Genomic DNA, 16356 nt, shown 5'->3' on the forward strand with positions numbered 1-16356 from the left:
CTGTGGCTCATCGACCACGGCGCCGCCCTCGTCTTCCACCACCGCTGGGACACCATGAACCCCGGTCGCAGGTACGACTTCCGCCACCACGCGCTCGGCCAGTACGGCCCCGACGTGCACGCCGCCGACGCCGAGCTGGCCCCCAAGGTCACCGAGGAACTGCTGCGCGGCATCCTCGCCGAGGTGCCCGACGCCTGGCTCACCGACGACCCCGCCTTCGCTACCCCCGACGACGCCCGAGCCGCCTACGTCGACCATCTCCTGGCCCGCGCCCGGCTCTCCGCCGAGTGGCTGCCCACCGACTTCCCCGACCGCGCGGAACTCGCCGCCGAGGAGGCCGCCCGCGCCGAGCGGTCCCAGCGCGGGCGCCCGGACTGGCTCAAGCGGGTCCCCGACCTGCACGGACGCCCGGCGGCGGAACAGGACTGGTCGGTACACCTGGGATGAAGGGATCTTTGTGAGTCACCGCGTCGAGATCGAGTACTGCACCCAGTGCCGCTGGCTGCCCCGCGCGGCCTGGCTGGCGCAGGAGCTGCTCACGACCTTCGAGACCGAGCTGGAAACCCTCGCGCTCAAGCCCGGCACCGGCGGCGTCTTCGTCGTCAGGGTGGACGGCGAGCCGGTCTGGGACCGCCGTGAGCAGGGCTTTCCCGAGCCCACGGCGGTCAAGCGGCTGGTGCGGGACCGGGTGGCGCCTGAGCGGTCCCTCGGCCACTCCGAGAAGTGAGCGTGTTCAGCCGGTGAGGTGCCGGTAGGCCGGCAGAGTGAGGAAGTCGGCGTACTCCTCGTCCAGCGCCACCGTCAGCAGCAGGTCGTGCGCCTCCTGCCAGTGGCCTGCCGCGAAAGCCTCCGCGCCGATCTCCGCCCGCACCGCCTCCAGTTCGGCCGCCGCCAGCCTGCGGGCCAGCTCGGGGGTGGCGCGCTCGCCGTTCTCGAACTCGACGCCCGCGTTGATCCACTGCCAGATCTGCGAGCGGGAGATCTCGGCGGTGGCCGCGTCCTCCATCAGGTTGAAGATGGCCACCGCGCCGAGGCCGCGCAGCCACGCCTCGATGTACCGGATGCCGACCTGTACCGCGTTGACCAGCCCCGCGTAGGTCGGCTTCGCGTCCAGCGAGCCGATGTCGATCAGGTCGGCCGCCTTCACGTGGACGTCCTCACGCAGCCGGTCCTTCTGGTGCGGGCGGTCGCCGAGCACCTTGTCGAAGGACTCCATGGCGATGGGCACCAGGTCCGGGTGGGCCACCCAGGAGCCGTCGAAGCCGTCGGCCGCCTCGCGGTCCTTGTCCGCCCGCACCTTCTCGAACGCCACCTTGTTGACCTCGGCGTCCCTGCGGGACGGGATGAAGGCCGCCATACCGCCGATCGCGTGCGCGCCCCGCTTGTGGCAGGTGCGGACGAGGAGTTCGGTGTACGCGCGCATGAACGGTGCCGTCATCGTGACCAAATTGCGGTCCGGCAGTACGAACTCCGGGCCACCGTCACGGAAGTTCTTCACGATGGAGAACAGGTAGTCCCAGCGTCCCGCGTTCAACCCGGAGGCGTGCTCACGCAGTTCGTAGAGGATCTCCTCCATCTCGTACGCGGCCGTGATCGTCTCGATCAGTACGGTGGCCCGTACGGTGCCCTGCGGGATGCCGAGATGGTCCTGCGCGAACACGAACACGTCGTTCCACAGCCGGGCTTCGAGATGGGACTCCGTCTTGGGCAGGTAGAAGTACGGGCCCTTGCCCAGCTCCAGCAGGCGGGCGGCGTTGTGGAAGAAGTACAGGCCGAAGTCGACCAGGGCGCCCGGAACGGGCTCGCCGTCGGCTCCCTGGAGGTGCCGCTCGTCCAGGTGCCAGCCGCGCGGCCGCATCACGACCGTCGCGAGCTCCTCCTGCGGGCGCAGCGCGTACGACTTACCGGTGCGGCCGTCGGTGAAGTCGACGCGGCCGGCGTAGGCGTCCATCAGGTTGAGCTGGCCGAGAATCACGTTCTCCCAGGTGGGGGAGGAGGCGTCCTCGAAGTCGGCGAGCCAGATCCTGGCACCGGAGTTGAGCGCGTTGACCGTCATCTTGCGGTCGGCCGGGCCGGTGATCTCCACCCGGCGGTCCTGCAGAGCGGGCGGCGCGGGGGCCACCCGCCAGGAGTCGTCGGCCCGCACCCCGGCCGTCTCGGGGAGGAAGTCCAGCGTGCCGGTCCGGGCGATCTCCGCGCGGCGCTCGGCCCGGCGGGCCAGGAGTTCGTTCCGGCGCGGGGTGAACCGCCGGTGCAGCTCCGCGAGGAAGTCCAGCGCCGGGCCGGTGAGGACCTCCTCCTGCCGGGGGAGCGGCTCGGCGTCGACGACGACCGGCGGGGACGCGGGTGCGGACATGAGCGGTCACTTCCTCCGTGGCGGGCTGGTCGGACTGGGCAGCGTAATTTCCTGATCGCCGAACCTCAATGGGCCCCGCCGGGGCGCAGCCTGCCGAGGTCGGCCCCGGTGTCGATGTCGTAGGCCTCGGCCACGTCCCCGCACTCCACGAGCCGGATCTCGGCGGAGTGCTCCCGCAGATACTCCCGCGCCCCCCGGTCACCCCGCGCGGCCTCGGCCACACCGGCCCAGTGGGCGGACCCGAGCAGCACGGGGTGCCCGCGCCCGCCGTCGTACGCGGCCGACACGAGGGAGGCCTCGCCGGTGAAGGCGTCCAGCACCCGTGCGTACGCCTCGGGCCCGATACCCGGCTGATCAACGAGGCTCACGAGAGCGCCGTGTACGTCCGTACCCACGAGAGAGCGAAGCCCGGCCCGCAGGGAGGACCCCATCCCCTCGCCCCAGCCGGGGTTGTCCACGAGCACGCACCCGCTCAACTCGGCTCGCCCGCGCACCTCTTCGGCCCCCGCGCCAAGCACCACGTGCACGCGGGCACACCCGGCGTCCCACAGCGCACGGGCGGCCCGCTCCACGAGCAGTGCCCCGTCATGCCGCAGCAGCGCCTTGGGCCCCCCGCCCAGCCCCCGCCCACCTCCCGCGGCGAGCAGGAGCCCGGCGACTCCGGGGTGGCGGGGGGCCTGGTCGGATGTCATGGGACCAGGATGCCGGGATGTGGGCAGGCGCGGGGGCACCCGGGCCTGCGGCCGCGGGTGCGGACCGCGGGCCGTATCCGGTATTCGGACGGTCAGCGCGGTGCGGCGGCTGGCCCGCGTACGCCGTCGGCGGCCGCGCGGGCGCGCCGGTCAGCGGGGCCAGGACCGACGGACAGCTGCGGCCGCCCCGCGGGTGAACACCCCCTCGTCCGCTCAGGCCCCGCGGCGTCGGCGGCTGGCACCCTTGACTCGTGCCGGCGCGGGCGGCGAGACTCCTTCAACAGAACGTTGAAGTCCGTTACATGGGTGTTAATACCGTTTCCTGGGCGTGAACGGCTGAGAGGGGTTCGGGTGTCCGACGACGTCGAGCTGGCGTTGCGTTCCACGCGGGTGGTCACCCCGGAGGGGGTGCGGGCCGCGACGGTCACCGTCGTCGGCGGGACGATCGAGGCCGTGCTGCCGTACGACGCGGGGGTCCAGGCCGTCGACCTGGGGGAGGACGCGCTGCTGCCCGGGCTGGTCGACACGCACGTGCACGTCAACGACCCCGGCCGGGCCGAGTGGGAGGGGTTCTGGACGGCGACCCGGGCCGCGGCGGCGGGGGGTGTCACCACCCTCGTCGACATGCCGCTGAACTCTCTTCCGCCGACGACCACGGTCGACCACCTGCGCATCAAGAGGGAGGCGGCACAGGGCCGCACCCACGTCGACGTCGGCTTCTGGGGCGGTGCTCTGCCCGGCAACGTCCATGACATTCGCCCGCTGCACGAGGCCGGGGTGTTCGGCTTCAAGGCGTTTCTCTCCCCGTCCGGCGTGGAGGAGTTCCCGCACCTGGACGGCGCCCAACTGGCGCGCTCTCTTGGCGAGATCGCCGGTTTCGACGGCCTGCTCATCGTGCACGCCGAAGACCCCTCCCGCCTCACGGACGCCCCCGCGGGACCTGCGTACGCGGGCTTCCTCGCCTCCCGCCCGCACGCGGCCGAGACGGACGCCATCGCCCAACTGCTGAACCTGGCCCGAAGGTTGAAGGCCCGTGTGCACGTACTCCACCTCTCCTCCGCCGCCGCCCTCCCGATCATCGCCGCCGCCCGCGCCGACGGCGTCCGCGTCACCGTGGAGACCTGTCCGCACTACCTCACCCTGAGCGCCGAGGAAGTCCCGGACGGGGCCAGTGAGTTCAAGTGCTGCCCGCCCATCCGCGAGGCCGCCAACCGGGACCTGCTCTGGCAGGCGCTCGCGGACGGCACGATCGACTGCGTCGTCACCGACCATTCGCCCTCCACCGCCGACCTCAAGACGCCGGACTTCGCCACCGCCTGGGGCGGCATCTCCGGCCTCCAGCTCAGCCTCCCCGCGATCTGGACCGAGGCACGTGAGCGCGGGCACCAACTGACCGACGTGGTGCGGTGGATGTCCGCCCGCACCGCGGCCCTCGCCGGTCTCGGCCGCAAGGGCGCCATCGCGCCGGGCCGCGACGCCGACTTCGCCGTCCTCGCCCCGGAGGACACCTTCACCGTCGACCCCGCCCGCCTCCACCACCGCAACCCGGTCACCGCGTACGCCGGCAAGACCCTGCACGGCGTGGTGAGGTCCACCTGGCTGCGCGGCCGGCGGATCTACGGCGAGGGCGAGTTCACCGAGCCGAAAGGCCGCCTGCTCACCCGTACCGGCTGAGCCCCGTACCCCTGCCGAGAGGACCCCCGATCACCGTGACGGCGCAGCAACCCTCCGACCCGCCCCGCTTCACCGGCGACGCGGCTCCCTACGGCGGCGGCGACCCCTATGCCGACTACCGCACCGCCGACTTTCCCTTCACCCACCACCCCGACCTCGCCGACCGGCGCCTGGGGGCCGGGGTGATCGCCGCCAACGACGAGTTCTTCGCCGAGCGGGAGAACCTGCTGCTGCCCCACAGGGCGGAGTTCGAGCCCGGCCGCTTCGGCCACAAGGGCAAGATCATGGACGGCTGGGAGACCCGCCGCCGGCGCGGCCCGAGCGCCGAGGACCCCTGGCCGGGCGCCGACGACCACGACTGGGCGCTGATCCGCCTCGGCACACCCGGTGTGATCCGGGGGATCGTCGTCGACACCGCCCACTTCCGGGGCAACCACCCGCAGGCCGTCTCCGTAGAAGCCACCTCGGCGCCCGGCAACCCGTCTCCCGCGGACCTGCTCGGCGACGGCGTGAAGTGGACGACGCTCGTCCCGGTCACCCCGGTCGGCGGCCACGCGGCGAACGGCTTCCTCGTCTCCGCACCCCAGCGCTTCACCCACCTCCGGCTGAACCAGCACCCGGACGGTGGTGTCGCCCGGCTGCGCGCGTACGGCGAGATCGTCCCGGACCCGGAGTGGCTGGCCACGCTGGGCACCTTCGACGTGGCCGCGCTGGAGAACGGCGGCCGCGCCGAGGACGCCTCGGACCGCTTCTACTCCCCGGCCGCCAACACCGTACGGCCGGGCCGCTCCCAGCGGATGGACGACGGCTGGGAGACCCGGCGCCGCCGCGACCGGGGCCACGACTGGATCACGTACCGGCTGACCGAACAAGCGCTGGTGCGTGCGGTGGAGATCGACACGGCGTATCTGAAGGGCAACAGCGCGGGCTGGGCGTCGGTGTCGGTGCGGGACGGCGAGAGCGGGGAGTGGACCGAGATCCTGCCGCGCACCCGGCTCCAGCCGGACACCAACCACCGCTTCCCGCTCCCGGTGCCGGCCGTCGGCACGCACGCGCGCGTGGACATCCATCCGGACGGCGGGATCTCCCGGCTGCGCCTCTTCGGCTCGCTCACCGAGGCCGGGGCGAGCCGCCTGGCGGCGCGGTTCCGGGAGCTGGACGGCTGAGGCGGACGGGGGGACCGATGAGTTGCGGTCCCGCGCGGGGTCTGCACCGTTGACAGCAGCACCCCGCACCCGGAAGAAGGCACCTCATGGGCAAGCTCGTCTCCACCGTCTTCGTCTCGCTCGACGGCGTCTACCAGGCTCCCGGCGGCCCCGAGGAGGACACCAGCGGCGGCTTCGGCCAGGGCGGCTGGACCTTCCCGTACGCCGACGACGGGTTCGGCGGCTTCGTCGAGGAGAGCTTCGGCCGGGCCGGTGCCTTCCTCCTCGGCCGCCACACCTACGACATCTTCGCCGGGTACTGGCCCAAGGTGACCGACCCGGAGAACCCGGTCGCGGCCAAGCTGAACGCGCTGCCGAAGTACGTCGTCTCCGCGACCGTCGCGAACCCCGAGTGGGCGGGGACGACGGTGCTCTCCGGCGACCTCGGCAAGGAGGTCCAGGCGCTGAAGGAGCGCACCGACGGCGAGGTGCAGATCCACGGCAGCGGAGCGCTGGTCCGCTCGCTGGTGAACCTCGGCCTGATCGACACCCTGCACCTGCTGACCTTCCCCGTCGTGCTGGGCGAGGGGCGCCGGCTGTTCGTGGAGGGTGCCGTCCCCACCCGCTTCGGGCACGCGGGCGGCACGGTCACCGGCAAGGGGGTCTCCATCCAGTCGTACGACCTGGCGGGCCGCCCCGAGTACGGGTCCTTCTAGTCGGTCGACGGGATGCCAACAGGAGCCCGAACGGCTCCTGTTGGAGCAGGTTAACGCCGCGAGAACTCATCGGACCTGCCGGGAAAATCCACATCTCTCTCATTGACATGAACGCGTCTACGCGCGTCATCATGAACCCATGAGATTCCCCCCACGCACCACTCGTATCGGCGCCGCGGCGGCCCTCTTCTCCGCCCTCCTCCTCGGCGGCACCGTCTCCGCCACCACCGCGGACGCGGCCACCGCGTCGGTCGGCAGCATCTGTTACGGCTCCCTGCCGTCGCAGGCGTACGACACCCTCGACCTCATCGCCCGGGGCGGCCCGTACCCGTACTCCCAGGACGGCGTGGTCTTCCAGAACCGCGAGGGCGTCCTGCCCGGCCAGTCCTCCGGCTACTACCACGAGTACACGGTCAAGACCCCCGGCGACGCCACCCGTGGGGCCCGCCGCATCGTCACGGGCCAGCGGACCGAGGAGGACTACTACACCTCCGACCACTACGCCACGTTCAACCTCATCAACTACGGCTGCTGACCGCTTCGTTCAACCCGCCCCGCGATCCTTCCCCCCACGTCCGGGGTCGCGGGGCGGCGTCGTGGCCGGGCCGAGTCACACGTACGAGGACGGCACCCGGTCGGGAACCTCCGCCAGGGCGACCGCCCTTCGTTCGCGCCGGGAGATCTCGCACGCCTCCGCGATGCGCAGGGCCTGCAACGCCTGCCAGCCGTCGCAGGGGTTGGGCTGTTCGCCGCGGACCACGTCCACGAAGGTGCACAGTTCGGACGCGTAGGCGGTGCCGAAGCGTTCGAGGAAGCCGGGCCAGGGTTTGTCGGCCGGGGGAGGGCCGGTCGGTTCGGTGGAGGCGACCGGGGTGCGGTCGTCCAGGCCGACGACGACCGTGTCGAGTTCGCCGGACAGCTCCATGCGGACGTCGTAACCGGCGCCGTTGAGGCGGGTCGCGGTGGCCGTGGCGAGGGTGCCGTCGTCCAGGGTGAGCAGGGCCGCGCCGGTGTCGACGTCGCCGGCCTCGCGGAACATCGCGGGACCGGCGTCGGAGCCGGTCGCGTACACGTCGATCACTTCGCGGCCGGTGACCCAGCGCAGGATGTCGAAGTCGTGGATCAGGGTGTCCCGGAACAGTCCGCCGGACAGCGGCAGCCACTCCCGCGGGGGCGGCGACTGGTCGGAGGTCAGGGCGCGCACGGTGTGCAGCCGGCCGAGCCGGCCCGAGCGCACCGCCTCGCGGGCGCCCACGTACCCCGCGTCGAAACGCCGCTGGAAACCCATCTGGAGCACGGTGCCCGCCGCCGCGACCTCGGCGAGCGCGTGCAGCGTGCCGGGCAGGTCGAGCGCGATCGGCTTCTCGCAGAACACCGGCAGCCCGGAGCGGGCCGCGCGGCCGATCAGCTCCGCGTGCGCCGCCGTCGCCGTCGTGATCACCACCGCGTCCACGCCCCACTGGAAGACCTCGTCCACGCCCGGCGCCGCCGTCTCCCCGAGCCGGTGCGCCAGCTCCTGGGCGCGTAACGGATCGGAGTCCGTCAGGATCAGCGATCCGACCTCCCGGTGGCGGCTCAGCGTGTTGGCGTGGATGGCCCCGATGCGGCCCGTCCCGATGACCCCGATGCGCATGAGGACACATTGAGGGGGAACAACGTGCACCTGTCAATCAAAATGTCAGGACAACCGGACTTCACGACTTCCCGTCATCCGGGCACCGGACTACGCTCGGGCCCGTGCCGAAACCAGATGTGGACCCGACCGCGCCGCTCGGCCTCCGCGTGGACCGAAGCTCCCCGGTGCCGCTGTACTTCCAGCTCGCCCAGCAGTTGGAGGCCGCCATCGAGCGCGGCGCCCTCACCCCCGGCAGCCTGCTCGGCAACGAGATCGAGCTGGCCGCGCGGCTCGGCCTGTCCCGTCCCACCGTCCGCCAGGCCATCCAGTCCCTCGTCGACAAGGGACTGCTGGTACGCCGCCGCGGCGTCGGCACCCAGGTCGTGCACAGCCAGGTCAAGCGCCCGCTGGAACTGAGCAGCCTCTACGACGACCTGGAGGCGGCCGGCCAGCGGCCCGCCACCAAGGTCCTGGTCAACACGGTCGTCCCGGCCACCGCCGAGATCGCCGCCGCGCTCGGGGTCACCGAGGGCCATGACGTGCACCGCGTCGAGCGGCTGCGGCTGGCGCACGGCGAGCCGATGGCCTACCTGACCAACCACCTGCCGCTCGGCCTGCTGGACCTCGACACCGCCCGGCTGGAGGCCACCGGCCTGTACCGGCTGATGCGCGCGGCCGGCATCACCCTGCACAGCGCCCGCCAGTCCATCGGCGCCCGTGGCGCCACGCCCGCCGAGGCCGACCGGCTCGCCGAGGCCGAGGGTGCCCCGCTGCTCACCATGAGGCGCGTCACGTTCGACGACACCGGCCGCGCGGTCGAGCAGGGCGACCACACCTACCGTCCGGCCCGGTATTCCTTCGAGTTCCAGCTCCTGGTGCGCCCCTGAAACATGCCCGGCCGCGTCACATTGTCCGGACAAAGACCCTGTCGGGTGCGCCCCGGACGGGTAACGAGTGTTCCGCGTGTTCGATACTGAAGTGTTTGCGTCAGAACACGGCAAGCGTTCAGAACACGGCAAGAAGGGCACGGCCTCGTGGCACGGTTTCAGAACCGGGTGGGCATGACGGTGGCAGGAGCGTTCGCACTGCTCGCCTGCGTTTCGCTGACCGCCTGCAGCAGCACCGGCGGCAAGAAGGCCGAGGACGCCCGAAAGGCCGCCACGGCCCAGGGCAGGGCAGCGGTGACCACCCCCCGCTGGACCATCGCGATGATCACCCACTCCGGCGACGGCGACACCTTCTGGGACATCGTGCAGAGCGGCGCCAAGCAGGCGGCGGTCAAGGACAACATCAACTTCCTCTACTCGCACGACGACGAGGCCCAGCAGCAGGCCCAGCTCGTGGACGCCGCGATCGACAAAAAGGTCGACGGGATCATCGTCAGCCTCGCCAAGCCCGACGCCCTCAAGGCGGCCGTGGCCCGCGCCCACAAGGCCGGCATCCCGGTGGTCACGGTCAACTCCGGCTCGGCCCAGTCCAAGGCGTTCGGCGCGCTCAGCCACATCGGCCAGGACGAGACCATCGCCGGTGAGGCGGTCGGCGAGGAGCTGAACAAGCGCGGCCGCAAGAACGCCCTGTGCGTCCTGCACGAGCAGGGCAACGTCGGCCACGAGCAGCGCTGCGACGGCGTGGAGAAGACCTTCCACGGCAAGGTACGCAAGCTCTACGTCAACGGCACCAACATGCCCGACGTCCAGTCCGCCGTCGGCGCCAAGCTCCAGGCCGACCGGGACGTGGACGCCGTCGTCACCCTGGGCGCCCCCTACGCCGACACCGTGGTGAAGGCCAAGGCGGACGCCGGCAGCAAGGCCGAGGTCGACACCTTCGACCTCAACGCCAAGGTCGCCGCCGAGCTGAAGGACGGCACCCTCGGCTTCGCCGTCGACCAGCAGCCCTACCTCCAGGGCTACGAGGCGGTCGACCTGCTGTGGCTGTACAAGTACAACGGTGACGTCCTCGGCGGCGGCAAGCCCGTCCTGACCGGCCCGCAGATCATCACCAAGGACCAGGCGGGCGCGCTCGCGGCGTACACCGATCGGGGCACCCGATGAGCACCACCACCGACACCCGCCCCACCGGAGGACCGGCGCCGGGTGGCGAGCGGCCCCGCGACGAGCGGCTGCTGCGCACCTCCCCGCTGCGCAAGCTGCTGTCCCGGCCCGAGCTGGGCTCGGTCGTCGGCGCCCTCGCCGTCCTGGTCTTCTTCGCGGTCGCCGCCGACGGCTTCCTGCGCCCGTCCAGCATCAGCACCGTGCTGTACGCCTCCTCGACCATCGGCATCATGGCCGTACCCGTGGCCCTGCTGATGATCGGCGGCGAGTTCGACCTCTCCGCGGGCGTCATGGTCACGTCGTCCGCGCTGATCTCCTCGATGTTCAGCTACCAGATGACGGCGAACATCTGGGTGGGCGCCGGCGTGTCCCTGTTGGTCACCCTGGCCGTCGGCGCGTTCAACGGGTTCATGCTGACCCGCACCAGGCTGCCCAGCTTCATCGTCACGCTGGGCACCTTCCTGATGCTCACCGGCATGAACCTGGGCTTCACCAAGCTGATCGACGGCACGGTGTCCACCAAGTCGATCGGCGACATGGAGGGCTTCCCGAGCGCGCACGCCGTGTTCGCCTCGACCCTGAGCCTCGGCGGGGTCGACCTCAAGGTCACCGTGCTGTGGTGGCTCGGCCTGGTCGCCCTCGCCTCCTGGGTGCTGCTGCGCACCCGCGTCGGCAACTGGATCTTCGCGGTCGGCGGCAACGAGGACGCGGCCCGCGCGGTCGGCGTCCCGGTCGCCAAGACCAAGATCGGCCTCTACATGGGCGTCGCCTTCGGCGCCTGGGTGTCCGGGCAGCACCTGCTGTTCTCCTTCGACACCGTCCAGTCCGGCGAGGGCGTCGGCAACGAGCTGATCTACATCATCGCGGCCGTCATCGGCGGCTGCCTGATCACCGGCGGCTACGGCAGCGCCGTCGGCTCGGCGGTCGGCGCCCTGCTGTTCGGCATGACCAGCAAGGGCATCGTCTTCGCCGAGTGGAACCCGGACTGGTTCAAGTTCTTCCTCGGAGCCATGCTCCTCCTGGCGACCCTGCTCAACACCTGGGTCCGCAAGCGCGCGGAGGCCACCACATGACCGTCACCGAAGAGCGCGTGCCCCTGGTCGAGCTGACCGACGTCAGCAAGCACTACGGCAACGTCCGCGCCCTGGAGGGCGTCTCCCTCGAGGTGCACGCCGGGGAGATCACCTGTGTCCTCGGCGACAATGGCGCGGGCAAGTCCACCCTGATCAAGACCATCGCGGGGCTCCACCAGCACGACGGCGGCACCCTCCGCATCGAGGGCGAGGAGACCCGGCTCGCCTCCCCGCGCGACGCCCTGGACCGGGGCATCGCCACGGTCTACCAGGACCTCGCCGTCGTCTCCCTGATGCCGGTCTGGCGCAACTTCTTCCTCGGCTCCGAGCCCCGCAAGGGCAAGGGCCCGTTCGCGCGCCTGGACACCGACCTCATGCGCCGCACCACCCGCGAGGAACTGCTGCGCATGGGCATCGACCTGCGCGACGTCGACCAGCCCATCGGCACCCTCTCCGGCGGCGAGCGCCAGTGCGTGGCCATCGCGCGTGCCGTGCACTTCGGCGCCAAGGTGCTCGTCCTGGACGAGCCCACCGCCGCACTCGGCGTCAAGCAGTCCGGTGTGGTCCTCAAATATGTGGCCGCGGCACGTGATGCGGGCCTGGGTGTCGTACTGATCACCCACAACCCGCACCACGCGCATCTCGTTGGCGACCGCTTTGTGCTGCTGCGGCGCGGCGTCATGGTGGGCAACCACACACGCGACGAGATCACCCTGGACGAACTGACCAAGCAGATGGCGGGCGGAGCGGACCTGGACGCTCTGCACCACGAGCTGAAGCGCGGCTGACGGACGCGGAGCCGCGGGGATTCGCGGCTCCGCACCCGACAGCGCCGCGCCCGGCGTGAGCGTGAGGCACAATCGAGCCCGATGAGCACCTACCGCGACCTCGCCGCCCCCATCGGCTCCCGCCGCGCCCCCGTCCTGCGCACGGTGGGCACCCGGGAACGCCGCTCCCACCTGACCGCGCCCCGCGTGCCCACGGTCGGCATCGACATCGGTGGCACCAAGGTCATGGCGGGCGTCGTGGACGCCGACGGCAACATCCTGGAGAAGCTCCGCGCGGAGACCCCGGACAAGTCCAAGAGCCCCCAGGTCGTCGAGGACACCATCGCCGAGCTGGTGCTCGACCTCTCCGACCGGCACGACGTGCACGCCGTCGGCATCGGGGCCGCCGGCTGGGTCGACGCCGACCGCAACCGCGTCCTGTTCGCCCCCCACCTGTCCTGGCGCAACGAGCCGCTGCGCGACCGTCTCGCCGCCCGGCTGTCCGTGCCCGTCCTGGTGGACAACGACGCCAACACCGCGGCCTGGGCCGAGTGGCGCTTCGGCGCCGGGCGCGGCGAGGACCACCTCGTCATGATCACCCTCGGTACCGGCATCGGGGGCGCCATCCTGGAGGACGGCCAGGTCAAGCGGGGCAAGTTCGGCGTCGCGGGCGAGTTCGGCCATATGCAGGTCGTGCCCGGCGGACACCGGTGCCCGTGCGGCAACCGCGGCTGCTGGGAGCAGTACAGCTCCGGCAACGCCCTGGTCCGCGAGGCGCGGGAGCTGGCCGCCGCCGACTCCCCGGTCGCCTACGGGATCATCGAGCACGTCAAGGGCAGCATCGGCGACATCACCGGCCCGATGATCACCGAGCTGGCCCGCGAGGGCGACGCCATGTGCATCGAGCTGCTCCAGGACATCGGCCAGTGGCTCGGCGTCGGCATCGCCAACCTCGCCGCCGCCCTCGACCCGTCCTGCTTCGTCATCGGCGGCGGGGTCAGCGCGGCCGACGACCTCCTCATCGGCCCCGCGCGGGACGCCTTCAAGCGCCACCTCACCGGCCGCGGCTACCGCCCCGAGGCCCGCATCACCCGCGCCCAGCTCGGCCCCGAGGCCGGCATGGTCGGCGCCGCGGACCTGGCCCGGCTGGTGGCCCGGCGCTTCCGCCGCGCCAAGCGCCGCCGCGTGGAGCGCTACGAACGATACGAGCGGTACACCCAGGGCCGCCGGGACCGGGACACCGCATGACCACCTCGCTTCCGCACCAGGCGGCCGCCCCGGCCACGCCGCACCCGGCGGGGGAGGACCCGCGTCACCGCGTCAAGCGCCGCGCCCTCACCCTGCTGATCATCGTGCTGCTCATCGGCGTACCGGCCGGCTACCTGGTGATCTCCGCCAACCAGAGCCGGGACAGCGGCAAGGACAAGGAAGCGAAGTACTCCGCCACCGGGCTCACCCCCGGCTGGCCCTCCAAGGTGCAGCGCCGCCTCTACCAGGTGCCCGTACCGCACCCCGCCGACCGGCTCGCCTACTACGAGACCAACAACTGGAAGACCAGCCGCCTGTACGTGCAGTTCCGCACCAACGGCGCGGGCCTGGACAGCTTCCTCGGCACCCTCGGCATCCGCCGCGACCAGCTGAAGCAGGGCGCCGGCACCATCGGCGCCCGCGACCGCCAGGTCTCCGGCTGGAACCTGACCGGCCCCGGCGCGTGGTCCGGCTACACCCACAAGCAGAAGAACCCGGCCCCCACCCAGGACGTGGTCGTGAACATGTCCGATCCGGTCTATCCGACGGTGTACGTGGTCAGCCGCACGGTGCCCTGAGACCCGAGCGGAACCCGTTGTCAGACCCCACCCGTACAGTCGGACACGACTCATCCGACAGGGACGGGAGGTGACAGGACACATGAGTGACACCGCGGCCACGGCGACGGCCCGCGCGCGGACCGAGGACCCGGTCCCCGTCCGTCTCGCCTGCGTGTTCCTGCCCGCGCCCCTCCCGCGCGAGGCCCGCGTCGCCTTCTGGGACCCCGACGGCGAGCCCCTCCTGGACGCCACCGACGAGCTGACGGTCGTACGGCCGCACGGTTCGGGCGTACGGCGCCGTCAGGTGCCCGCGCTCACCCTGCCCCTCGCCGACGCGCTGCCCCTGCTGGTCCGGGCCCGGCACGATCCGGCCGCGCATCCGGCCACCGCCTGCTGGGGAGCCGCCGCGCTGCACGCGCTGCGCCTGACCGCGCGGGGGCGCCTGCTGCCCGGGCTCACCCCCGGCGGGCACGACGCCTGGCGTGCCGGTCCGCTGGAGCCCGACGACATGGCGCACCTGCGTGCGGTGGCCGCCGCGATGCCGCCCGAGGGCCATGCCGTGCCGCTGCCCGGCCCCGGACCGCTGACCCTGCCCGAGCCCGAGGCCCTGGTCCGCTCCTTCCTGGACGCCGTCGCGGACACCCTGCCCCGCACCCCAGCCGCCCCGCACACCAGCGGGCGCCCCTTCGCCGCCCGCGAGCCCCAGCCGCTGCCCGACGCCAGGGACTGGGCGGCCGAGGTCGCCGCGGGCATGGACGCGGGCGTGCGCGTCTCGCTGCGCCTTGACCTGTCTGGCTACAGCGTCTTCGACACCGGTGACGACCAGCGGGCGCGGGCGGCCGGTGCCGCCGTCGTGCAGGTCCACAGCCTGGCCGACCCCACACTGGTCGCCGACGCGGCCGCCGTGTGGGCCGGGGACGCGGACGCCTTCGGGCCCCGCGCGCACGTGGACGCCGCCCTCGCCGTCCGGCGCGCCGCGCGCGTGTGGGCGCCGCTGGACCGGCTCGCCGAGCAGGACGTGCCCGACGTGCTGGCCCTGTCCGAGGAGGAGGTCACCGACCTGCTCGGCGTGGCCGCCGGCCGGCTCGCCGCCGCCGGGGTCGCCGTGCACTGGCCCCGCGACCTCGCGAGCGACCTCGCCGCCACGGCCGAGGTCCGCACCGCTCCCGGCTCGGCGACCGACGGCACCGGGTTCTTCGAGAGCGAGGAGCTGCTCGGTTTCCGCTGGCAACTGGCGCTCGGCGGCGACCCGCTCACCGAGGCCGAGATGGACGCCCTCGCCGAGGCCCACCGCCCGGTCGTCCGGCTCCGCGACCGCTGGGTCCTGGTCGATCCCGCCCTGGTCCGCAAGGCGCGCAAGCGCGAACTGGGGCTGCTCGACCCCGTCGACGCGCTCGCCGTCGCCCTCACCGGCACCGCCGAGATCGACGGCGAGACCGTGGAGGCCGTCCCGACCGGCGCCCTCGCGGCCCTGCGGGACCGGCTCACCGCGGGCATCTCCCCGGCCGAGCCGCCCGCCGGGCTCGACGCCACCCTGCGCGACTACCAGTTGCGCGGGCTGGCCTGGCTCGACCTGATGACCTCCCTCGGCCTCGGCGGCTGCCTCGCCGACGACATGGGCCTCGGCAAGACGATCACCCTCATCGCCCTCCACCTCAAGCGCGCCCGCACCGAGCCGACCCTGGTGGTCTGCCCCGCCTCCCTGCTGGGCAACTGGCAGCGGGAGATCAACCGCTTCGCGCCCGGCGTCCCCGTCCGCCGCTTCCACGGCGCCGACCGCACCCTCGACGGCCTCGCCGGCGGCTTCGTCCTCACCACCTACGGCACCATGCGCTCCGCCGCCACCCTGCTCGCCGAGCAGCCGTGGGGCATGGTCGTCGCCGACGAGGCCCAGCACGTCAAGAACCCGTACTCCGCCACCGCGAAGGCGCTGCGCACGATCCGGACCCCCGCGCGCGTGGCGCTCACCGGCACCCCGGTGGAGAACAACCTCTCCGAGCTGTGGGCCCTGCTCGACTGGACCACGCCCGGCCTGCTCGGCCCCCTCAAGTCCTTCCGCGCCCGGCACGCGCGTGCCGTGGAGAACGGCGAGGACGCGGAGGCGGTGGAGCGGCTGGCACGGCTCGTCCGGCCGTTCATGCTGCGCCGCAAGAAGTCCGACCCCGGCATCGTCCCCGAACTCCCGCCCAAGACCGAGACCGACCACCCGGTCCCGCTCAGCCGCGAGCAGGCCGCGCTGTACGAGGCCGTGGTGCGGGAGTCGATGCTCGCCATCGAGGACGCGAACGGCATCGCCCGGCGCGGCCTGGTCCTCAAGCTGCTCGGCGCCCTCAAGCAGATCTGCGACCACCCGGCGCTCTACCTCAAGGAGGAGCCCGCCCGCCCCGACCGGCTCTCCGCCCGCTCCGGCAAACTCGCCCTGCTGGACGAGCTGCTGGACACCGTGCTCGCCGAGGACG

Annotated in this window: 15 protein-coding genes and 1 pseudogene; 13 read left to right on the forward strand and 3 right to left on the reverse strand. The window is 72.4% G+C overall.

Translation table 11 applies throughout. From position 1 onward, the window contains the following. Both CCN33_RS07405 and CCN33_RS07410 read left to right on the forward strand, forming a co-directional pair. A pseudogene (locus CCN33_RS07405) lies at nucleotides 1-447 on the forward strand (HipA family kinase); the annotation flags it as partial. Nucleotides 448-457: 10 nt separating this feature from the next. Beyond that, entirely contained in the window at nucleotides 458-727 is a 270-nt protein-coding gene (locus tag CCN33_RS07410) for an Rdx family protein (protein ID WP_086692457.1), read from the forward strand. 6 nt (nucleotides 728-733) lie between these two features. Here CCN33_RS07410 and aceB read toward each other — a convergent pair whose 3' ends face one another. Beyond that, nucleotides 734-2356: a malate synthase A gene (gene aceB / locus CCN33_RS07415; protein ID WP_086692458.1), complete on the reverse strand. Its 1623-nt coding sequence runs from the start codon at nucleotides 2354-2356 to the stop codon at nucleotides 734-736. A gap of 65 nt (nucleotides 2357-2421) precedes the next feature. Further along, entirely contained in the window at nucleotides 2422-3048 is a 627-nt protein-coding gene (locus tag CCN33_RS07420) for a nucleotidyltransferase family protein (protein WP_086692460.1), read from the reverse strand. A 351-nt stretch (nucleotides 3049-3399) separates the two neighbouring features. Between CCN33_RS07420 and allB the strand changes: the two genes are divergently transcribed. The 4 genes from allB (at nucleotide 3400) to CCN33_RS07440 (ending at nucleotide 7118) form a co-directional block, all read left to right on the forward strand. Next, a complete protein-coding gene (allB, locus tag CCN33_RS07425) occupies nucleotides 3400-4722 on the forward strand; it encodes an allantoinase AllB (RefSeq protein ID WP_086692462.1) in 1323 nt (440 codons plus the stop codon). Nucleotides 4723-4751: 29 nt separating this feature from the next. Then, the gene (gene alc, locus CCN33_RS07430; protein ID WP_167387788.1) at nucleotides 4752-5888 is read left to right on the forward strand and encodes an allantoicase; all 1137 of its coding nucleotides are present in this window, start codon (nucleotides 4752-4754) and stop codon (nucleotides 5886-5888) included. 86 nt (nucleotides 5889-5974) lie between these two features. Continuing rightward, a complete protein-coding gene (locus tag CCN33_RS07435; protein ID WP_086692466.1) occupies nucleotides 5975-6583 on the forward strand; it encodes a dihydrofolate reductase family protein in 609 nt (202 codons plus the stop codon). 139 nt (nucleotides 6584-6722) lie between these two features. Beyond that, on the forward strand, nucleotides 6723-7118 hold the full coding sequence (locus CCN33_RS07440) for a ribonuclease domain-containing protein (RefSeq protein WP_086692468.1): 396 nt from the start codon (nucleotides 6723-6725) through the stop codon (nucleotides 7116-7118). 75 nt (nucleotides 7119-7193) lie between these two features. Here CCN33_RS07440 and CCN33_RS07445 read toward each other — a convergent pair whose 3' ends face one another. After that, complete coding sequence (locus tag CCN33_RS07445) at nucleotides 7194-8216, reverse strand: Gfo/Idh/MocA family protein (RefSeq protein ID WP_086692470.1); 1023 nt, start codon at nucleotides 8214-8216, stop codon at nucleotides 7194-7196. A 119-nt stretch (nucleotides 8217-8335) separates the two neighbouring features. On the opposite strand from CCN33_RS07445, the gene CCN33_RS07450 reads away from it, so the two are divergent. The 7 genes from CCN33_RS07450 to CCN33_RS07480 form a co-directional block, all read left to right on the forward strand. Further along, nucleotides 8336-9085 (forward strand): GntR family transcriptional regulator, encoded by a 750-nt coding sequence (locus tag CCN33_RS07450; RefSeq protein ID WP_086692472.1) that lies wholly within the window; start codon nucleotides 8336-8338, stop codon nucleotides 9083-9085. A 147-nt stretch (nucleotides 9086-9232) separates the two neighbouring features. Then, the gene (locus CCN33_RS07455; protein WP_086692474.1) at nucleotides 9233-10249 is read left to right on the forward strand and encodes a sugar ABC transporter substrate-binding protein; all 1017 of its coding nucleotides are present in this window, start codon (nucleotides 9233-9235) and stop codon (nucleotides 10247-10249) included. Next, nucleotides 10246-11322, forward strand: coding sequence for an ABC transporter permease (locus CCN33_RS07460; protein ID WP_167387787.1), 1077 nt, complete (start codon nucleotides 10246-10248; stop codon nucleotides 11320-11322). Before CCN33_RS07455 ends, CCN33_RS07460 begins: the two co-directional genes overlap by 4 nt. Further along, nucleotides 11319-12110: an ATP-binding cassette domain-containing protein gene (locus tag CCN33_RS07465; protein ID WP_086692476.1), complete on the forward strand. Its 792-nt coding sequence runs from the start codon at nucleotides 11319-11321 to the stop codon at nucleotides 12108-12110. Before CCN33_RS07460 ends, CCN33_RS07465 begins: the two co-directional genes overlap by 4 nt. Nucleotides 12111-12191: 81 nt before the next feature. Beyond that, on the forward strand, nucleotides 12192-13337 hold the full coding sequence (locus CCN33_RS07470) for an ROK family glucokinase (RefSeq protein ID WP_086692478.1): 1146 nt from the start codon (nucleotides 12192-12194) through the stop codon (nucleotides 13335-13337). Next, nucleotides 13334-13915, forward strand: a complete 582-nt coding sequence (locus CCN33_RS07475; RefSeq protein WP_086692480.1) for a sugar kinase — start codon at nucleotides 13334-13336, stop codon at nucleotides 13913-13915. Before CCN33_RS07470 ends, CCN33_RS07475 begins: the two co-directional genes overlap by 4 nt. An 82-nt stretch (nucleotides 13916-13997) precedes the next feature. After that, nucleotides 13998-16356 (forward strand): DEAD/DEAH box helicase (locus CCN33_RS07480; RefSeq protein WP_086692482.1); only part of this gene is annotated, 2359 nt, incomplete at its 3' end.

Source organism: Streptomyces recifensis (genome assembly GCF_002154615.1).
GTDB lineage: Bacteria > Actinomycetota > Actinomycetes > Streptomycetales > Streptomycetaceae > Streptomyces > Streptomyces griseoluteus.